The sequence below is a fragment of the Cupriavidus sp. 207A1 genome, assembly GCF_057798955.1.
Genome location: NZ_JBYOJO010000015.1, coordinates 52,977 through 67,725, shown reverse-complemented (window position 1 = coordinate 67,725; position 14,749 = coordinate 52,977). Strand labels below are relative to the sequence as shown.

The window sequence follows — 14,749 nt, the reverse complement described above, 5'->3', positions numbered from 1 at the left end:
TTCCCAGGATGCAACCGATGATGGATTCCCGCGACGCAAGCGCCGACACAACCCACGCCAACGCTGCGCGCCTGCCGCTTGCCGGCGTGCGCGTGCTCGATGTCAGCCAGGTCATGGCCGGCCCTTACGCCTGCATGCTGCTGGCCGACCTGGGCGCCGATGTGATCAAGATCGAGCCGCCCGACGGCGGCGACCAGACGCGCGGCTCGATGGGGTTCAAGATGAAGGGCCCGGACAGCATGGGTTTCCTCAACATGAACCGCAACAAGCGCAGCGTCACGCTGGACCTGAAGACCGAATCCGGTCGCGAGGTACTGTACCGGCTGGCGGAAACCGCCGACATCCTGGTCGAGAACTATCGCCCAGGGGTGATGAAGCGCCTGGGCATCGACTACGAGACCCTCAGCCATATCAACCCGAAGCTGGTCTACTGCAGCATCTCGGGCTTCGGCCAGAGCGGGCCGTGGGCGACGCGGCCGGGTTTCGACCTGATGGCGCAGGCGATGTCGGGCGTGATGAGCGTGACGGGCTATCCGGGCGGCGCGCCGGTGAAGGCGGGCGTGCCGGTGGCCGATATCGGCTGTGCGCTGTTCGCGACCTACGGCATGCTGTCCGCCTATATCGGCGCGAAAGAGACCGGCAGGGGCCAGTATGTCGATGCGTCGCTGTTCGATTCCGCGCTGGCGTTCTCGGTGTGGGACACCTGCGAATACTGGGGCACCGGGCGCGAGCCCGAGCCGCTCGGCACCGCCAACCGCATGAGCGCGCCGTACCAGGCGATGAAGGCCGCCGATGGCTACTTCGTGATGGGCGCGACCAACCAGAAGCTGTGGCAGCTGCTGTGCAAGACGCTGGACCGGCCCGACCTGCTGGCGGACGAACGCTTTGCCACGGTCGCGCTGCGCCTGGCCAACCGGCAGGCACTGATCGGCGCGCTGGAAGAGAGCTTCGGCAAGCAGAGTGCCGACTACTGGATCGAGCAACTGCTAGCCGTCGGCATTCCGGCCGGGCCGATCCTGACCTATCCGCAGGCGTTCGACAGCGAGCACGGCAGGCACCGCCAGATGCGCATCGAGATCGATCATCCGATCGAGGGCAAGGTGCCCAATATCGGCTTTGCGGTGAAGATGGGCGGCACGCCGCAGCAGGTGCGGCGTCCGCCGCCGCTGCTGGGCCAGCACACCGCCGAGATCCTCGTTGAGCTGGGGATGTCGCAGGACGAACAGCAGTCGCTGGCCGCGGCCGGCGCGTTCGGCGCATGAGCGCCCCGCTGCAGGCGGCCGGCGAAGGCCGGGTCACGCTGACCAGGCAGGGCCGGATCGCGACGCTGACGTTCGACCGCCCGGCCGCGCGCAATGCGATGACGTGGGCGATGTACGGGCAGCTCGCCGAACACTGCCGCGTGCTGGCCGCGGAAGGCACTGCCGGCGCGCGCGTGGCGGTGCTGCGCGGCGCCGGTGGCGAGGCCTTTGTCGCGGGGACCGACATCGCTCAGTTCCGGCAGTTTTCCGGCGGCGACGACGGGGTCGCGTATGAAGCGCGCATCGACGAGGGCATCGCGCTGGTCGAGCAGCTGCCGATGCCTACGGTTGCGGTCATCGAAGGCTGGGCGGTGGGCGGCGGGCTGGCCATCGCCACCGCGTGCGACTTCCGGGTGGCAACGCCCGGGGCCCGCTTCGGCGTGCCGATCGCGAAGACGCTGGGCAATACGCTGTCGGCGCAGAACCTGGCCAAGCTGCGCGCGGCGTGGGGACTGCAGCCGGTGCGGCGCATGCTGTTGCTGGCGCAGATTCTCGATGCCGATGCGGCGCTGGCCTGCGGTTTTCTTGAAGGCGTGCATGCACCCGAGGCGCTGGAAGCCGAAGTCGCCGCGCTGTGCGAGCGGCTTGGCGCACTGGCACCGGTGACGCAGGCGGTCATCAAGGAGTCATTGCGTCGCCAGACCGTGGCGGCGGTGGCCGATACCGATGACCTGGTGCGGCAGTGTTATGGCAGCGACGACTTCCGGGAAGGGGTGGAAGCCTTCGTTGGCAAGCGTCCGCCAGTGTGGAAGGGGCGTTGAATCCCCGCTTCGACCGAGGCTATCGATAAAGGCGTCGGGCCACTTCGCTGGCCGGTACGGATCGGCTGCCTGTTGCCGTTCGGCGGGCCGGCTACTTCACCGGCACCGAATAAACCACTCGCACAAACTTGGGCGCCGGCTGCCGGTCTACCACCACGCCGCCCATCGCTTCCGCAATCCGGCGGCTTTTCCAGTTCTGCTCGGCGGCCGGATATACAAAGCGCGCCGGCCGCAGGGTGGCCGTCGCCCACGCCGACACGGCCAGCACCGCTTCCTTGCCATAGCCGTGCCCATGGGCGTCTTCGCGGATCCAGATGCCGAACTCCGGCGCCGGCGTGTCGGCATGATGCAGCCCGGCCAGGCCAAGGAAAAGACCGTCGCCGCTTCGACGGACGGTGAAGACGAAGTCGGTGCCTTTTTCCATGGCCGGCAGCCATGCCTGCCAGACGTCGCGAAACGCCTCGGGCGACGGGGCGGGATCCCATTCCATGTAGCGGGCGAGCGTGGGGGTAATGCAGGGCCACGCCTCGGCCGCGTCGTGGCCGCAGAAGGGCGACAAGGTCAGGCGGTCGGAGTGGATCAGCGGGACGGACATAGTCATGGGGGCAGGCTGGCTCGGCCGGTTGCGAACCAGTTATGCCGCAGTGTACGCCTCCCAGTTCTCCCACTTGCGGTACCGGATGCGAGGGCACGAGCCCGTGCCCCGTACTCCGACTTCACTCCGACTTCCGACTCAACTTACGGATCTCCCTGCCGATAAGAGCCATGCCAAACCAGCGCCTGCGCTGGGGCGTCCCCATGCCCATCGGAAATCCGTAATGAAGATCGCAGTCAAACTTCCGCTCGCCTTCGCGGCGGCGCTTATCGTCATGTTCGCCGGCGCGCTGTATGGCCTGAGCACCCTGAACCGATCGATTGACGACTACAACCATGTGGTGCTCGAAAGGGTCGAGGAAGAACGGCTGGTCACGGCGATGCTGGTGGATTTCAAGGAGCAGATCCAGGAGTGGAAGAACACGATCCTGCGCGGCAGCGACGCGGCCCGGCTCGACAAGCACTGGGCCGCCTTCGGCGCGCGCGAGGCGGCGATCCGCGAGCGTGGCGCGGTGCTGGCCAGGCGTCTGCCCGACGGCAAATCGATGGAGCTGGTCGCGCAGTTCGCCAGCGCGCACGCCGCGATGGGCGAGGGCTATCGGCGCGGCTTCGAGTCCTTCAAGGCGGCTGGTTTCGAACCGGCTGCAGGTGACCGCGTCGTGGCTGGCGTGGACCGCGAACCGGCGCGGCTGCTGCAGGAAGCTGCGCGACTGATCGCGTCCGACGCCGCGGCCGTGTCCGCGCAGACGGCAGCCAAGGCGAGCCGTGCCGCCACGCTGAGCTATGCGCTGATGTTTGCCGCGTTCGTCTGCGGGCTGGCAGGCGCGATGGTGTTCAGCCGTGCCCTGACGCGTCCGCTGTCCCGTGCGCTGAACGTGGCCCAGACCGTTGCCAGGGGCGACCTGTCGAGCCGCATCGATACGCGCGGCAAGGACGAGATCGCCGCGCTGATGCAGGCGCTGCAAGAGATGCAGCACAGCTTGTCCGATGTGGTCGGACTGGTGCGTCGCAACGCCGAGGGCGTAGCGGCGGCCAGCGCGCAGATTGCCAACGGCAACTTCGATCTGTCGGCGCGCACCGAGCAGCAGGCGGCTTCGCTGGAGGAGACCGCCGCGAGCATGGATGAACTGACGCTGACCGTTCGCGCCAATGCCGAGAACATCGAACAGGTCTCGCAGCAGACCGCGCTGGCTCGCGATATCGCGGGGCGCAGCGCCGATGTGATGGGCGCTGTCGTCGCCACCATGCAGGAGATCGCGGAGCGCTCGGCCAAGGTGGGCGATATCGTCGGCGTGATCGAAGGCATCGCCTTCCAGACCAACCTGCTGGCGCTGAACGCGGCCGTCGAAGCGGCGCGCGCCGGCGAGCAGGGGCGCGGCTTTGCCGTGGTCGCCAACGAGGTGCGCACGCTCGCGCAGCGCAGCGCGGTGGCCTCGCGCGAAATCAAGGCGCTGATCGACGTGGCGGTCGATCGCGTCGCGGCCGGCCACGCACTGGTCGGCAACGCCGGCGGCACGATCGAAGAGATGACGGCGGCGATGGCGCAGGTCTCGCGCATCGTCAACGAGATCGCGGCGGCGTCGGGCGAGCAGCGCCACGGCATCGAGCAGGTCAATCAGGCGGTCGGCCAGCTCGACGAGGTCACGCAGCAGAACGCCGCGCTGGTCGAGCAGGCTTCGGCGGCGACGCAGTCGATGGCGGAACAGGCGCGCGCGCTGCGCGAGGCGGTGGCGGTGTTCAGGTTGGGTGGGGTGGCGGTGGCGTAAGCGAAGGGGCGATGCCCGTTCCGCTACCGCAGGTCTGAACGTCGTCGTTGTTGTGCGCGCGGAACTACCACCGTCTTTCTGGCCACGAACGCCTCATGGAAAAAGTTGTCATTTGACAACCTTTATGGTGCGACTAGCCTTGTTGGCCTGCTAGTCAACTGCTTGCATCGGCACGAAGTCGTGATGTCGGTCGAGCTGAAGGAGACACCACCGCCATGGAATACGCGTTCACCTTGAGATACCAGTTGTCGGCGGATGACAGCGATCCCGACACGCTGGTCGAACGCCTCGATGAAGCCGGGTGCGACGATGCGACCGTCGGTACCGGCGTGGTCGGGCGGATTGCGCTCACGTTCGACCGGGAAGCGGAATCAGCGGCCGACGCCATTGTCAGCGCGCTTACCAATGCCAGGCGCGCGATGCCGTCCGCCACGCTGATCGAAGCGGCACCGGACCTCGTTGGCCTGACGGACATTGCCGACACCCTCGGCATGTCGCGCCAGAACATGCGCAAGCTGATGCTCGGCCGCCCGGCCTCCTTTCCCCCGCCGGTGCACGAAGGCGCAAGTTCCCTCTGGCATTTGTGGGAAGTGCTCTTGTGGATGAGCGGCAAGGGATACGAGATCGAGCCCTCGCTCAGGGACGTCGCTGCGGCCGCGATGCAGGTCAATCTGGCCAGGAGCGCCGGAAACATCGTCCCGGCGATGGAGCGACGGCTGCGCAAGCTGGTCGCATGAGCCAGCGCGGGGCAGTACCGCGCCATGCCTTCGCGTTGTCAGGCGCCTGGCAGTTCAAGCAGCAGCGGCTGCGCCAGCCAGCGCTCTTCACAGTTGTTGCCATCGCCGCCGCGGTCGACCACGGCAAAGCATGAGGGCGCGTCCATGGCCAGCAGCATGTGGTGCCAGACACCGGCGCGGTAATTGACGCCTTGCTTGCCATTGGTGATGAACGCGCTGACGGAGTCGGCTTCGAGCGTGTCCCCGGGCGGCGCGACCACGATCAGGAAAGGGCGCTCCGAAAGCGGAATGAACGCCTGGCTGCCGAGTGGATGGCGCTCCAGCATGGCGATCTCCATCGGAAAGGCGTAGGGGCTGGCCTCGAACAGGTTGATCAGGGCACGGCCGCCGCCGAGCTCGACCGTGGCCAGGTCATGGTGGCGCGTGACCATGCCGCCGTTGATCGGAAAGGCGCCGGGATCGCCTGCAGGACGGGTCTCGATGACGTCGCCAAAGGGCGCAAAGGCGGCTGCGGTCAGCGGCTGCGGGTGCAGGCGCATGCGGGCGCCCGCCATGCGCGCAAGCGTGGTTTCCATCAATAAGTCTCCAGATCTGAGAATCACCGGCAAGCAGTTGAACGCCGCGCGAGCGATTCCGTGAATGGCTCTACTGGTCAGACCAGTTGAACCGGATTCTGCAGCAAGTCATAGCGAAGCACAAGCGCCGGGCGGCCTCCCATTGGCCGATCTCATGCCGCTGAGGGCTTTCCCCACGTGACATCGCCTTGACACCGGCGAGGTGACTCCCTACCATTCGGCATCAACTGGTCAGACCGGTATGACGATAAAACCGGCTGCGACCGCATTGCGTCGAGACTCGAACAACCAAGGGAGACTTCCATGATTCCGACTGAAACCGCGCATGCCGGGCCGGATGGCATAGCCGCGCCGCAGCCGCACGCCCAGGCCAGGGAGGACGCGGTGTACCGCAAGGTGGCCTGGCGGCTGCTGCCGTTCCTGATGCTGTGCTACGTGGTGGCCTACCTGGATCGGGTCAACGTGGGCTTTGCCAAGCTCAACATGCTGGCCGACCTGCAGTTCAGCGAGGCGGTCTACGGCCTGGGCGCGGGCTTGTTCTTTATCGGCTATTTCTTCTTCGAGGTGCCCAGCAACCTGCTGATGCACCGCATCGGCGCCAAGGCCACGATCTCGCGCATCATGATCCTGTGGAGCCTGATCTCGGCGGCGATGATGTTCGTGCAGACCAGCACGCAGTTCTACGTGCTGCGCTTCCTGCTGGGCGCGGCCGAGGCCGGCTTCTATCCGGGCATGATCCTGTACCTGACCTACTGGTTCCCGTCGCACCGGCGTGCGCGCATGGTGGCGCTGTTCATGGCCGCGATCCCGATCTCGGGCATTTTTGGCGGGCCGCTGTCGGGTTGGGTGATGGAAGCCATGCACGGCGTCAACGGCCTGCGCGGCTGGCAGTGGATGTTCGTGATCGAGGCGGTGCCGTCGCTGCTGGTGGGCGTGGCGGTGCTCTGGTACCTGGACAACAACATCCAGTCCGCGCGCTGGCTGACGGCGGACGAGAAGGCGCTGCTGGAGCGCAATATCGCCGCGGAGAATGCGCACAAGAGCGCCCACATGTCGCTGCGCCACGTGGTGACGGATCCGCGCGTGCTGAAAATGACGATGATCTGCTTCTGCACGGTGATGGGCCAGTACGGGCTGACCTTCTGGCTGCCCACGCTGATCAAGCAGACCGGCGTGAAAAGCGTGCTGGATGTGGGCTTGCTCACCGCGATCCCTTTCGGCGTGGCGGTGTGTTCGATGATCCTGGTCAGCCGCAGCTCCGACCGCATGCGCGAACGCCGCTGGCACCTGATCGTGCCGTTCTGCTGCGCCGCCACGGGCCTGGTGCTGAGCGCCGTGTTCAGCCACAACACCGCGCTGTCGCTCGCCGCGCTGGCGCTGGCAGCCGGCGGCAGCCTGGCCACGTCGCCGCTGTTCTGGAGCCTGCCCACCTCGATCCTGTCGGGCGTCGGCGCGGCGGCGGGCATTGCGCTGATCAACTCGTTCGCCAACCTGGCCGGCTTTATCAGCCCGTACATGATCGGGCTGATCAAGGATGCCACCCAGAGCACCGATGCTGCGATGTTCGTGCTGGCGGCGGTGCTGCTGTGCGGCGCGCTGCTGACGTACTCGGTGCCTGCCAGGCTGGTCAACAAGTAAGGGGCGGGGCGGGCCGGATTGTCGGCTAGAATTTCCGGCAGCCGGCCCTGCGCTCTGGCTTTCCGTTAAGCGTCCCCTTACTGGTTTTCCCCGCACGTATGACAGGATCTTCCGCCTCCGTCGCCAACCAGGCCGTCAGCCTTATCCAGCAATGGGTGCGCGACGGCACGTTCCCCGCGGGCACGCTGCTGCCGGCGCAGCGGGAACTGGCGGCGAAGGTCGGCATCAGCCGCGCGTCATTGCGCGAGGCGATCTCTACCTTGCAGGGGATGGGCGTGGTGGTGTCGCGCCCGGGCAAGGGCGTCTATGTGACCGCCGCCGGCGACAGCGCCGCCGCCGCGCCGCCGTGGCGCTTTGCCGCCACGCATTCGCTGATCGATATCTACCAGCTGCGCTTTGCGCTGGAAGGCCTGACCGCGCGGCTGGCCGCACTGGCCATCTCCGCCGCCGAGATCGAGCAGCTGCGCCAGAACGCGGCCACGATGCAGCGGGCGATCGAAGCCGATGCCTATGACGAGGCGTCGCAGCTGGATTATGAGTTCCACACGCTGATCGTCACGGTGTCGGGCAACCAGGTCATCCGCGAGATCCTGCGCGAAAGCGCCGAGGTAATGCGCGAGAGCCAGCGCCTGCCGTACTACCGGCGCGGCGCGCGCAACGCCACCTTCGTCGAGCACAGCGCCATCATCGAGGCGCTGGCCGCGCGCCAGCCGGAGCAGGCACAGCGCGCGATGGAGCGCCACATCATGCTGGCGGCACGCCGGGCCGGCGTGCATTTCCCTACCGGCGACGAAAAGGATGAGTGAGCTCCGGCGCGAACGGACGCCGGTCGCGCCACGCCTCAATCCAGCCGAATATTGTTTTCCTTGATCACATTGCCCCAATACGCCTGGTCGGCACGCGTCGTCGCCGCGAAGGCCGCCGGCTGCGTGGTCTTGACGATCAGGCCCAGATCGCCCAGCCGCTGGCGGATGTCGGGCGCGGCCATCACCGTTTCCACGTCGGCCGAGATCTTGTCGATGATGGACTGCGGAGTGCCGGCGGTGGTGAACAGGCCCAGCCACGCCGGGCCGTCCAGGCCCTTGTAGCCGAGTTCCTGGAAGGTGGGCACGTCGGGCAACATCGGGGCGCGGGTGTTGCCGGTCACCGCCAGCGGCTGCAGCTTGCCGGTGCGCGCATGCTGGCGCACCGTCATCGGTGACAGCGTCCCCAGCGAGATCTGGCCGCCGATCAGGTCGGTGGCGATCGGCGCTTCGCCCTTGTACGGCACGTGGACCAGCTCGGCGCCGGCATTCTTCAGGAACACCTGCATGTAGAGGTGGGCGCCGGTGCCGATGCCATAGGTGCCATAGGACAACTTGTCCGGCTGGGACTTGGCCAGGGCCACCATCTGCGGCAGCGTGCGCGGCATGGCGGCGCTGGCGGTCAGCACCAGGCTGGAGGTGCACAGCTGGCCGATGGCGGTCAGGTCGCGCAGCGGGTCGAACGGCGGCTTGGCCACCATATAAGGGGTTTGGACCAGGCTGGGCAGGCCCAGCAGCAGCGTGTAGCCGTCCGGCTGCGCCTTGGCGACCACGTCGGCGCCGATCATGCCGCCCACGCCGGGCCGGTTCTCGACGATCACCGGGCGCTGCCACAGCTTGCCCAAAGGGTCGCCCAGCGCGCGCGCCAGCACGTCGGTGGCGCCGCCGGGCGGGTAGGGCACCACCAGCCGCACCGGGCGCGCCGGCCAGGCCTGCTGGGCGCGGGCCGGGCCGATTCCCAGGGTTGTAGCGGCGGCGGCCAGGGATCCGGCTCCCAGCCAGTGCAGGGCCTTGCGGCGGTCGGCTTGCATGGTGTTTCCTCCAGTGGTTGACGTCGTGTCGGCATGCGGCCCTGGGCTCTGTGCGCCATGGCCACGGCAACGCGCAGCGTACGAGGCCGCGATGTGTCGCGGCATCGGCGGGATGGACGAAAACGGTGGGGAGTACTTACCCGGATCGGGTGTGCGCAGGGGCAGGCAGCCGGGCTGCAATCCGAACCGCGGCATCGCTTATGATGGCGCCGCCGCTGCCGGCGCGTTCAGTCAGTCCGGTCTGTGCGGCGCTTGATCCATTTCTTGCTTGAACCCTCATGGCCCGCCTCAAACTCGACCTGCCTGCCGACCAGCTTTGCTACGCCACGCACCTCACTGTGCGTGTGACGGACATCAATTCGGCCAACCACCTTGCCAATGATTCGATGATCTCAATGATTTCGGAGGCGCGGGCGCGGTTCCTGTTCGAATTCGGCAGCGAGGATGTGCGCGAGGAAGGCGTCGGCATCATCGTCACCGACCTGGCGACGATGTACCGCAACGAGGCCCATGCGCGCGACCAGCTGCTGTTCGAGGTGGGCGTGATGGACTTCAACAAGTACGGCGGCGACATCATCTTCCGCATCACGCGGCCCGCCGATGGCGCGCTGATCGCGATGGCCAAGTCGGGCTTTGTCTTCTTCGACTATGTGGCCAAACGCGTGGTGGCGATGCCGGCGGGATTCGCCGGGCGCTTCCCGAAGGTGAACTGGGTGGAATAACCGCGGGCGTGGCGCGGTCCGCTAATCGCTGACCGCGCCACGTGATGGCGAGGGTGCCGGCTCAGGCCTTGCGCTCGCCGCCCAGCGCCTCGGTCAGGTCGACCAGCAGGCCCGACAGCTCGCCCGCCATCATGGTGAAGTCCGCGTCGAAGCGCTCGTCTTCGTCGTGCGCGGTGCCGTCGGCCTGTTCCTTGATCACGTCGAGCGGCGCCAGCTTCTTGACCACCAGTCCGTCGGTCAGCACGAACGAGACGCGGTCGTTCCAGGTCATCGCCAGGCGCGTGCAGCGCTTGCCGGCGGCGATATGGCGGCGCAGGTCTTCGGGGTCGAGCGGGTGGCGCACGTAGCGGACCGTGGCCTTGCTCTCGGCCCCGGACTGCAGCTCGATTTCCTGGTCGACGGTAAAGCCGGCGGGCGCCGCATCGCCGGCCAGCCATTCGGTCATGGCGGCCACCGGCGACTGGTTGACGTGCAGGTTGATCAGCGGCAGCGGGTCCAGCGCCTTGAACAGCATGCCGCGCACTTCATCGGCCTTGGCCGCGGCGGCGGCATCGATGGCAAGCCAGCCGTTGTCAGGATCGATCCACACGCGCGTGTCGCGGCGGATGCTGAAGGCGCGCGGCAGCAGCTCTTCGGTGACCTGCTCCTTCAGTTCCTTCATTTGCTTGCGGCCCGGCTTGTAGCCTTGCTGCTCTTCGATCTCGGCGGCGCGGGCGCGCGTGACCTGGTTGACCACGGTGGTGGGCAGCAGCTTCTTTTCGGTGCGCAGCGTCAGCAGCATCTGGCGGCCGACGGTGTGGACCAGCTGGCCGTTGTCACGCGGCGAGGCCCAGCCCTGCGTCTGCATCTCGAGGCTGGTGCCGGGAAAGAAGGCGTGCTTTGCCAGGCTGGCTTCGACCTCGTCGGCGCTGGGCGACCACGGGGCGGAGAAACGATGGACCTGCAGATTCTTGAACCACATGGGGAATTCGGCCAAAGGGACGAATTCTAACGCCCGCGGCGCGCTGCCGCGAAAAATGCCAGGCGCCGCGCGACCGGCCGGCCGCGCGGCGACCACCGGAAAGCGCTGCTACAGGTCGAGCTTGGTGATCTTGCTGCCCTCGAAACTCAGCCCAGCCATCAGGCCGGCATTGGTCAGCACGAAGCCGACGATGGGCTGCTGGGCGGTATTGGTATCGAGCACGCCGTTTGCGCCAATCGTGGCCAGCGCGACGGTGGCATCCACGCCCGCGGTCCAGCCGCTGCTGCGCACGAACTTGTCGTAGGCGTCCTGCGTCATGAACATCAGGATCACGGCCTTGGACTGCGCACCGATCTGCCAGCCGACCGAGCCCGAGACCAGCCGGTAATAGCCGCGCGTGCCGCCGCCGGAGCGCAGCGTGCCGTCGCCATACTCGCCGCCGACGATAAAGCCAGCCGACAGGGTCTTCGGGAACACCAGGATGCCGCGTGCGCGGCTGCCCAGTTCGCGCGCGCCGTTGACCGAGCTGTACAGGCGCGACAGCGTGGCGTCCGAGCCCGAATCCAGTTCACGCCGGCGCGCAGCCTTGTCGGTGGGTGCGTCGGGCTTGGTGGTGGTGCACGCGCCGGTGGCCAGCGTGCCGAGGGCCAGACCCGCGCTGGCCGAAAGGAAGGTTCGACGTTTCATCTCGTCTCCTTGGTGTTGTTGTCGTCTTTGAAGCATAGGCGCCGAAATCACCCGGGCAAATGATTCAGGCCAACGAGTCGTTTCCATTTGTGACGAAGGTGGTGCAGGACGACCGTTCGCGGCAAGAATAATGGGCCTTGCGCCCGATACGTCCCATGGCTGGCTTATGGTTGCCATGTGACCGCCGCTGCGCCGTCACCGGATCTTGATGAGTCATGAAGAAACTTCTCACTGCCTTGCCCTTGCTTCTGCTGGCCGCCTGCGCCTCCCAGCCTCCGGGGGCTTCCACTGACGCGGCGGCATCGGCCCCGGCGGCCGATACCGGCAGCGAATGGCAGGCGCTGCGCGCCAAATACATGGATTGCACGCAGAAGAAGGCCAACGACAACCTGTCGGCCAGGGGCCAGTCCAAGGACGTGGCCGACCTGGCGCTGTCGGCGTGCCAGCCGGAACTGGACGCGATGCACCAGTCGTTCCGCAGCTATCTCGACTCACAGATGTCGTCGTCGCATGGCAAGAGCAGCGCGCGCCAGGCGGCGGCGCGCGTGACCAGCGACACCCGCGACAAGGCGCGCCAATACCTGGTGCGCTACGTCGAGCGCGAGCGCTACCTGGCCCGCCAGAACTGACCCGGGACCGTCGCCGGCTCAGAGCATTTCCAGCGGCGTCGGGCCGTCGGGCGGCGGGAAGATGCGGTCGATCTCGGCCAGCTGCGCAGGCGACAGCGTCTTCGACAGGGCCTCCAGGTTTTCCTGCAGGCGCTCGCGCCGGCTGGTCTTGGGGATGGCGATGACGCCGTCCTGCGCCAGCAGCCAGCTCAGCGCCGCCTGTGCCGCGGTCATGCCGTGGTCGCGCGCGAAGCGCTTCAGCCCGGGATGCGCCAGCAGGCGCGACTGCTCGATGGGAGAGTAGGCCATCACCGGCACGCCGCGCTGGCGCAGCCAGGGCAGCAGGTCCCACTCGATGCCGCGCCGCCCCAGGTTGTACAGCAGCTGGTTGGTGGCCAGCCGGCTGCCGCCCGGCGCGTCCCACAATTCCTGCATATCGGACAGGTCCAGGTTGCTGACGCCCCAGTGGCGGATCTTGCCGTCGCGCTGCAGGGCCTCCATGGCCTGCACCGTCTCTTCCAGCGGCACGCCGCCGCGCCAGTGCAGCAGGTAGAGGTCGATGCGGTCGGTGCGCAGCCGCTTCAGGCTGCGCTCGCAGGCCTGCACGGTGCCGCGCCGGCTGGCGTTGAAGGGGTAGACCTTGCTGACCAGGAAGGCCTGGTCGCGCCGGCCGGCGATGGCCTCGCCGATCATGTCCTCGGACTGGCCTTCGCCGTACATCTCGGCGGTATCGATCAGGCGCAGGCCCAGGTCCAGCCCCAGGCGCAGCGTGGCGATCTCCTCGGCGCGCGCCGCGGGCGATTCGCCCATATTCCATGTGCCCATGCCGAGCGCCGGGACGCGCTCGCCGTCGGGCAGGGTGACTTGCTTCATCGCTTGGCTTCCAGGTTGGCCGGGGTCGGGCGCCCGGCGGCACCCAACCACACTAGTTAACAAACAACACCGGCAATGTACAACCCGCCCGCGCCGGGAATGCTTCAAACCAGTCCGGTCAGAAAATACAGCGCGATGACGAAGAACACCGCGCCGGTCTTGATCAGCGTGACCGCGAAGATATCGCGGTAGGACTCGCGGTGGGTCAGGCCGGTCACGGCCAGCAGCGTGATCACGGCGCCGTTGTGCGGCAGGGTATCCATGCCGCCGCTGGCCATCGACACCACGCGGTGCAGCACTTCCAGCGGAATCTGCATGGCCTGCGCGCCCGCGATGAAGCTCTGCGACATCGCCGCCAGCGCAATGCTCATGCCGCCCGAGGCCGAGCCGGTGATGCCGGCCAGCGTGCTGACCGAGACCGCGGCATTGACCAGCGGGTTGGGGATGGCGCGCAGCGCGTCGCTGACCACCAGGAAGCCCGGCAGCGCGGCGATGACGCCGCCGAAACCGTATTCCGACGCGGTGTTCATCGACGCCAGAAGCGCGCCGCCGACCGCGCCCTTGGTACCCTCGGCAAAGCGCTCGCGCAGGGCGCCGAAGGCGGTGACCAGCACCACGGCGATGCCCAGCAGCAGCGCGCCTTCCACTGCCCAGATCGCGGTGACGCTGGCGATCTTGGTTTCTACCGGCCTGGCCAGGCCAGGCAGCGTCACGCTGTTGGATTCGCCGTACCACAGCGGAATCATCCGCGTCAGCCAGAAGTTGGCCACACCCACCACCACCAGCGGCAGCAGTGCCAGCAGCGGGTGCGGCAGCTTGCCGGCCTGGCTGCGTTCGGGCTCGTTGCGCAGGTTGCTGCCATAGCCCTCGCCGCGCGCAGCGGCGGCGCGGCGGCGCCATTCCAGATAGCTCAGGCCCACCAGCAGGATAAACAGCGAGCCGGCGACGCCCAACGCCGGCGCGGCCCACGAGGTGGTGTTGAAGAAATTGGTGGGGATGATGTTCTGGATCTGCGGGGTGCCCGGCAGCGAATCCATGGTGAACGAGAACGCGCCCAGTGCGATCGCGCCCGGCATCAGCCGCTTGGGGATGTTGCTCTGGCGATACAGCTCGGCGGCGAACGGGTAGACCGCGAACACCACCACGAACAGCGAAACGCCGCCGTAGGTCAGCAGCGCGCACACCGTGACGATCACCGCATTGGCGCGCGTTCGTCCGATATAGCGGATCGCCGCAGCGACGATGGACTCGGAAAAGCCCGACAGTTCGACCACCTTGCCGAACACGGCGCCTAATAAGAACACGGGGAAATACAGCTTCACGAAGCCGACCATCTTCTCCATGAAGATGCCGGTGAACACCGGCGCCACCGCCGACGGGTCGGTCAGCAGCACCGCCGCCAGCGCGGCGATCGGTGCGAACAGGATCACGCTGTAGCCGCGGTACGCGGCGAACATCAGGAAGGCAAGGGCTGCCAGTACGATCAGGAACGACATCGGATCTCCTTCAGGGTTGCCTTCTCCTGAGGTGCGGTCCGGTGCCGCGGCGGGGCCTGCGCTTGTGGCGCGTTGTCTCTTTCTGTGCGTCAGGAAAAGGGATCAGCCGGCGACTGTGCCACAGCTTGGCCGGCGGCGAAACCTTTGAGGCTCGCCGCGGCCGCGCGGTGGCGGTCGGCGGCAGGGAAGGAGAAGG

At 67.3% G+C, this 14,749-nt stretch carries 15 protein-coding genes; 8 read left to right on the top strand and 7 right to left on the bottom strand.

Annotated elements, in window-relative coordinates:
* Positions 1-17 precede the first annotated feature (17 nt).
* Complete coding sequence (locus AC3FMM_RS24575; protein WP_488687602.1) at positions 18-1,262, top strand: CaiB/BaiF CoA transferase family protein; 1,245 nt, start codon at positions 18-20, stop codon at positions 1,260-1,262.
* The gene (locus tag AC3FMM_RS24570) at positions 1,259-2,062 is read left to right on the top strand and encodes an enoyl-CoA hydratase/isomerase family protein (protein ID WP_488687601.1); all 804 of its coding nucleotides are present in this window, start codon (positions 1,259-1,261) and stop codon (positions 2,060-2,062) included. Before AC3FMM_RS24575 ends, AC3FMM_RS24570 begins: the two co-directional genes overlap by 4 nt.
* Before the next feature lie 91 nt (positions 2,063-2,153).
* Here AC3FMM_RS24570 and AC3FMM_RS24565 read toward each other — a convergent pair whose 3' ends face one another.
* Entirely contained in the window at positions 2,154-2,663 is a 510-nt protein-coding gene (locus tag AC3FMM_RS24565) for a GNAT family N-acetyltransferase (RefSeq protein WP_488687600.1), read from the bottom strand.
* Between the two features lie 217 nt (positions 2,664-2,880).
* On the opposite strand from AC3FMM_RS24565, the gene AC3FMM_RS24560 reads away from it, so the two are divergent.
* Entirely contained in the window at positions 2,881-4,422 is a 1,542-nt protein-coding gene (locus AC3FMM_RS24560; RefSeq protein WP_116313076.1) for a methyl-accepting chemotaxis protein, read from the top strand.
* Positions 4,423-4,637: 215 nt separating this feature from the next.
* Positions 4,638-5,159, top strand: coding sequence for a helix-turn-helix transcriptional regulator (locus tag AC3FMM_RS24555; protein ID WP_116313075.1), 522 nt, complete (start codon positions 4,638-4,640; stop codon positions 5,157-5,159).
* 38 nt (positions 5,160-5,197) lie between these two features.
* Here the strand turns inward: AC3FMM_RS24555 and AC3FMM_RS24550 are convergent, their stop codons facing one another.
* On the bottom strand, positions 5,198-5,734 hold the full coding sequence (locus AC3FMM_RS24550) for an ureidoglycolate lyase (protein WP_240987690.1): 537 nt from the start codon (positions 5,732-5,734) through the stop codon (positions 5,198-5,200).
* A gap of 303 nt (positions 5,735-6,037) precedes the next feature.
* Here AC3FMM_RS24550 and AC3FMM_RS24545 point away from each other — a divergent pair, with 303 nt between their 5' ends.
* Both AC3FMM_RS24545 and AC3FMM_RS24540 read left to right on the top strand, forming a co-directional pair.
* Positions 6,038-7,372, top strand: coding sequence for an MFS transporter (locus AC3FMM_RS24545; protein WP_115710830.1), 1,335 nt, complete (start codon positions 6,038-6,040; stop codon positions 7,370-7,372).
* 98 nt (positions 7,373-7,470) lie between these two features.
* Positions 7,471-8,178 (top strand): FadR/GntR family transcriptional regulator, encoded by a 708-nt coding sequence (locus AC3FMM_RS24540; RefSeq protein ID WP_414248931.1) that lies wholly within the window; start codon positions 7,471-7,473, stop codon positions 8,176-8,178.
* Between the two features lie 35 nt (positions 8,179-8,213).
* Here the strand turns inward: AC3FMM_RS24540 and AC3FMM_RS24535 are convergent, their stop codons facing one another.
* Complete coding sequence (locus tag AC3FMM_RS24535; protein ID WP_488687599.1) at positions 8,214-9,206, bottom strand: Bug family tripartite tricarboxylate transporter substrate binding protein; 993 nt, start codon at positions 9,204-9,206, stop codon at positions 8,214-8,216.
* A 278-nt stretch (positions 9,207-9,484) separates the two neighbouring features.
* Here AC3FMM_RS24535 and AC3FMM_RS24530 point away from each other — a divergent pair, with 278 nt between their 5' ends.
* A complete protein-coding gene (locus AC3FMM_RS24530) occupies positions 9,485-9,928 on the top strand; it encodes a thioesterase family protein (RefSeq protein ID WP_018006295.1) in 444 nt (147 codons plus the stop codon).
* Between the two features lie 61 nt (positions 9,929-9,989).
* Here the strand turns inward: AC3FMM_RS24530 and AC3FMM_RS24525 are convergent, their stop codons facing one another.
* Together AC3FMM_RS24525 and AC3FMM_RS24520 are read right to left on the bottom strand one after the other, a co-directional pair.
* Complete coding sequence (locus AC3FMM_RS24525) at positions 9,990-10,889, bottom strand: recombination-associated protein RdgC (RefSeq protein WP_115681499.1); 900 nt, start codon at positions 10,887-10,889, stop codon at positions 9,990-9,992.
* A gap of 108 nt (positions 10,890-10,997) precedes the next feature.
* On the bottom strand, positions 10,998-11,576 hold the full coding sequence (locus AC3FMM_RS24520; protein WP_115710825.1) for a BPSL1445 family SYLF domain-containing lipoprotein: 579 nt from the start codon (positions 11,574-11,576) through the stop codon (positions 10,998-11,000).
* A gap of 215 nt (positions 11,577-11,791) precedes the next feature.
* On the opposite strand from AC3FMM_RS24520, the gene AC3FMM_RS24515 reads away from it, so the two are divergent.
* On the top strand, positions 11,792-12,205 hold the full coding sequence (locus tag AC3FMM_RS24515) for a hypothetical protein (protein ID WP_414248929.1): 414 nt from the start codon (positions 11,792-11,794) through the stop codon (positions 12,203-12,205).
* A gap of 18 nt (positions 12,206-12,223) precedes the next feature.
* Here AC3FMM_RS24515 and AC3FMM_RS24510 read toward each other — a convergent pair whose 3' ends face one another.
* Together AC3FMM_RS24510 and AC3FMM_RS24505 are read right to left on the bottom strand one after the other, a co-directional pair.
* A complete protein-coding gene (locus AC3FMM_RS24510) occupies positions 12,224-13,057 on the bottom strand; it encodes an aldo/keto reductase (protein ID WP_116313067.1) in 834 nt (277 codons plus the stop codon).
* 104 nt (positions 13,058-13,161) lie between these two features.
* Complete coding sequence (locus AC3FMM_RS24505) at positions 13,162-14,553, bottom strand: GntP family permease (RefSeq protein ID WP_116313066.1); 1,392 nt, start codon at positions 14,551-14,553, stop codon at positions 13,162-13,164.
* Positions 14,554-14,749 lie beyond the last annotated feature (196 nt).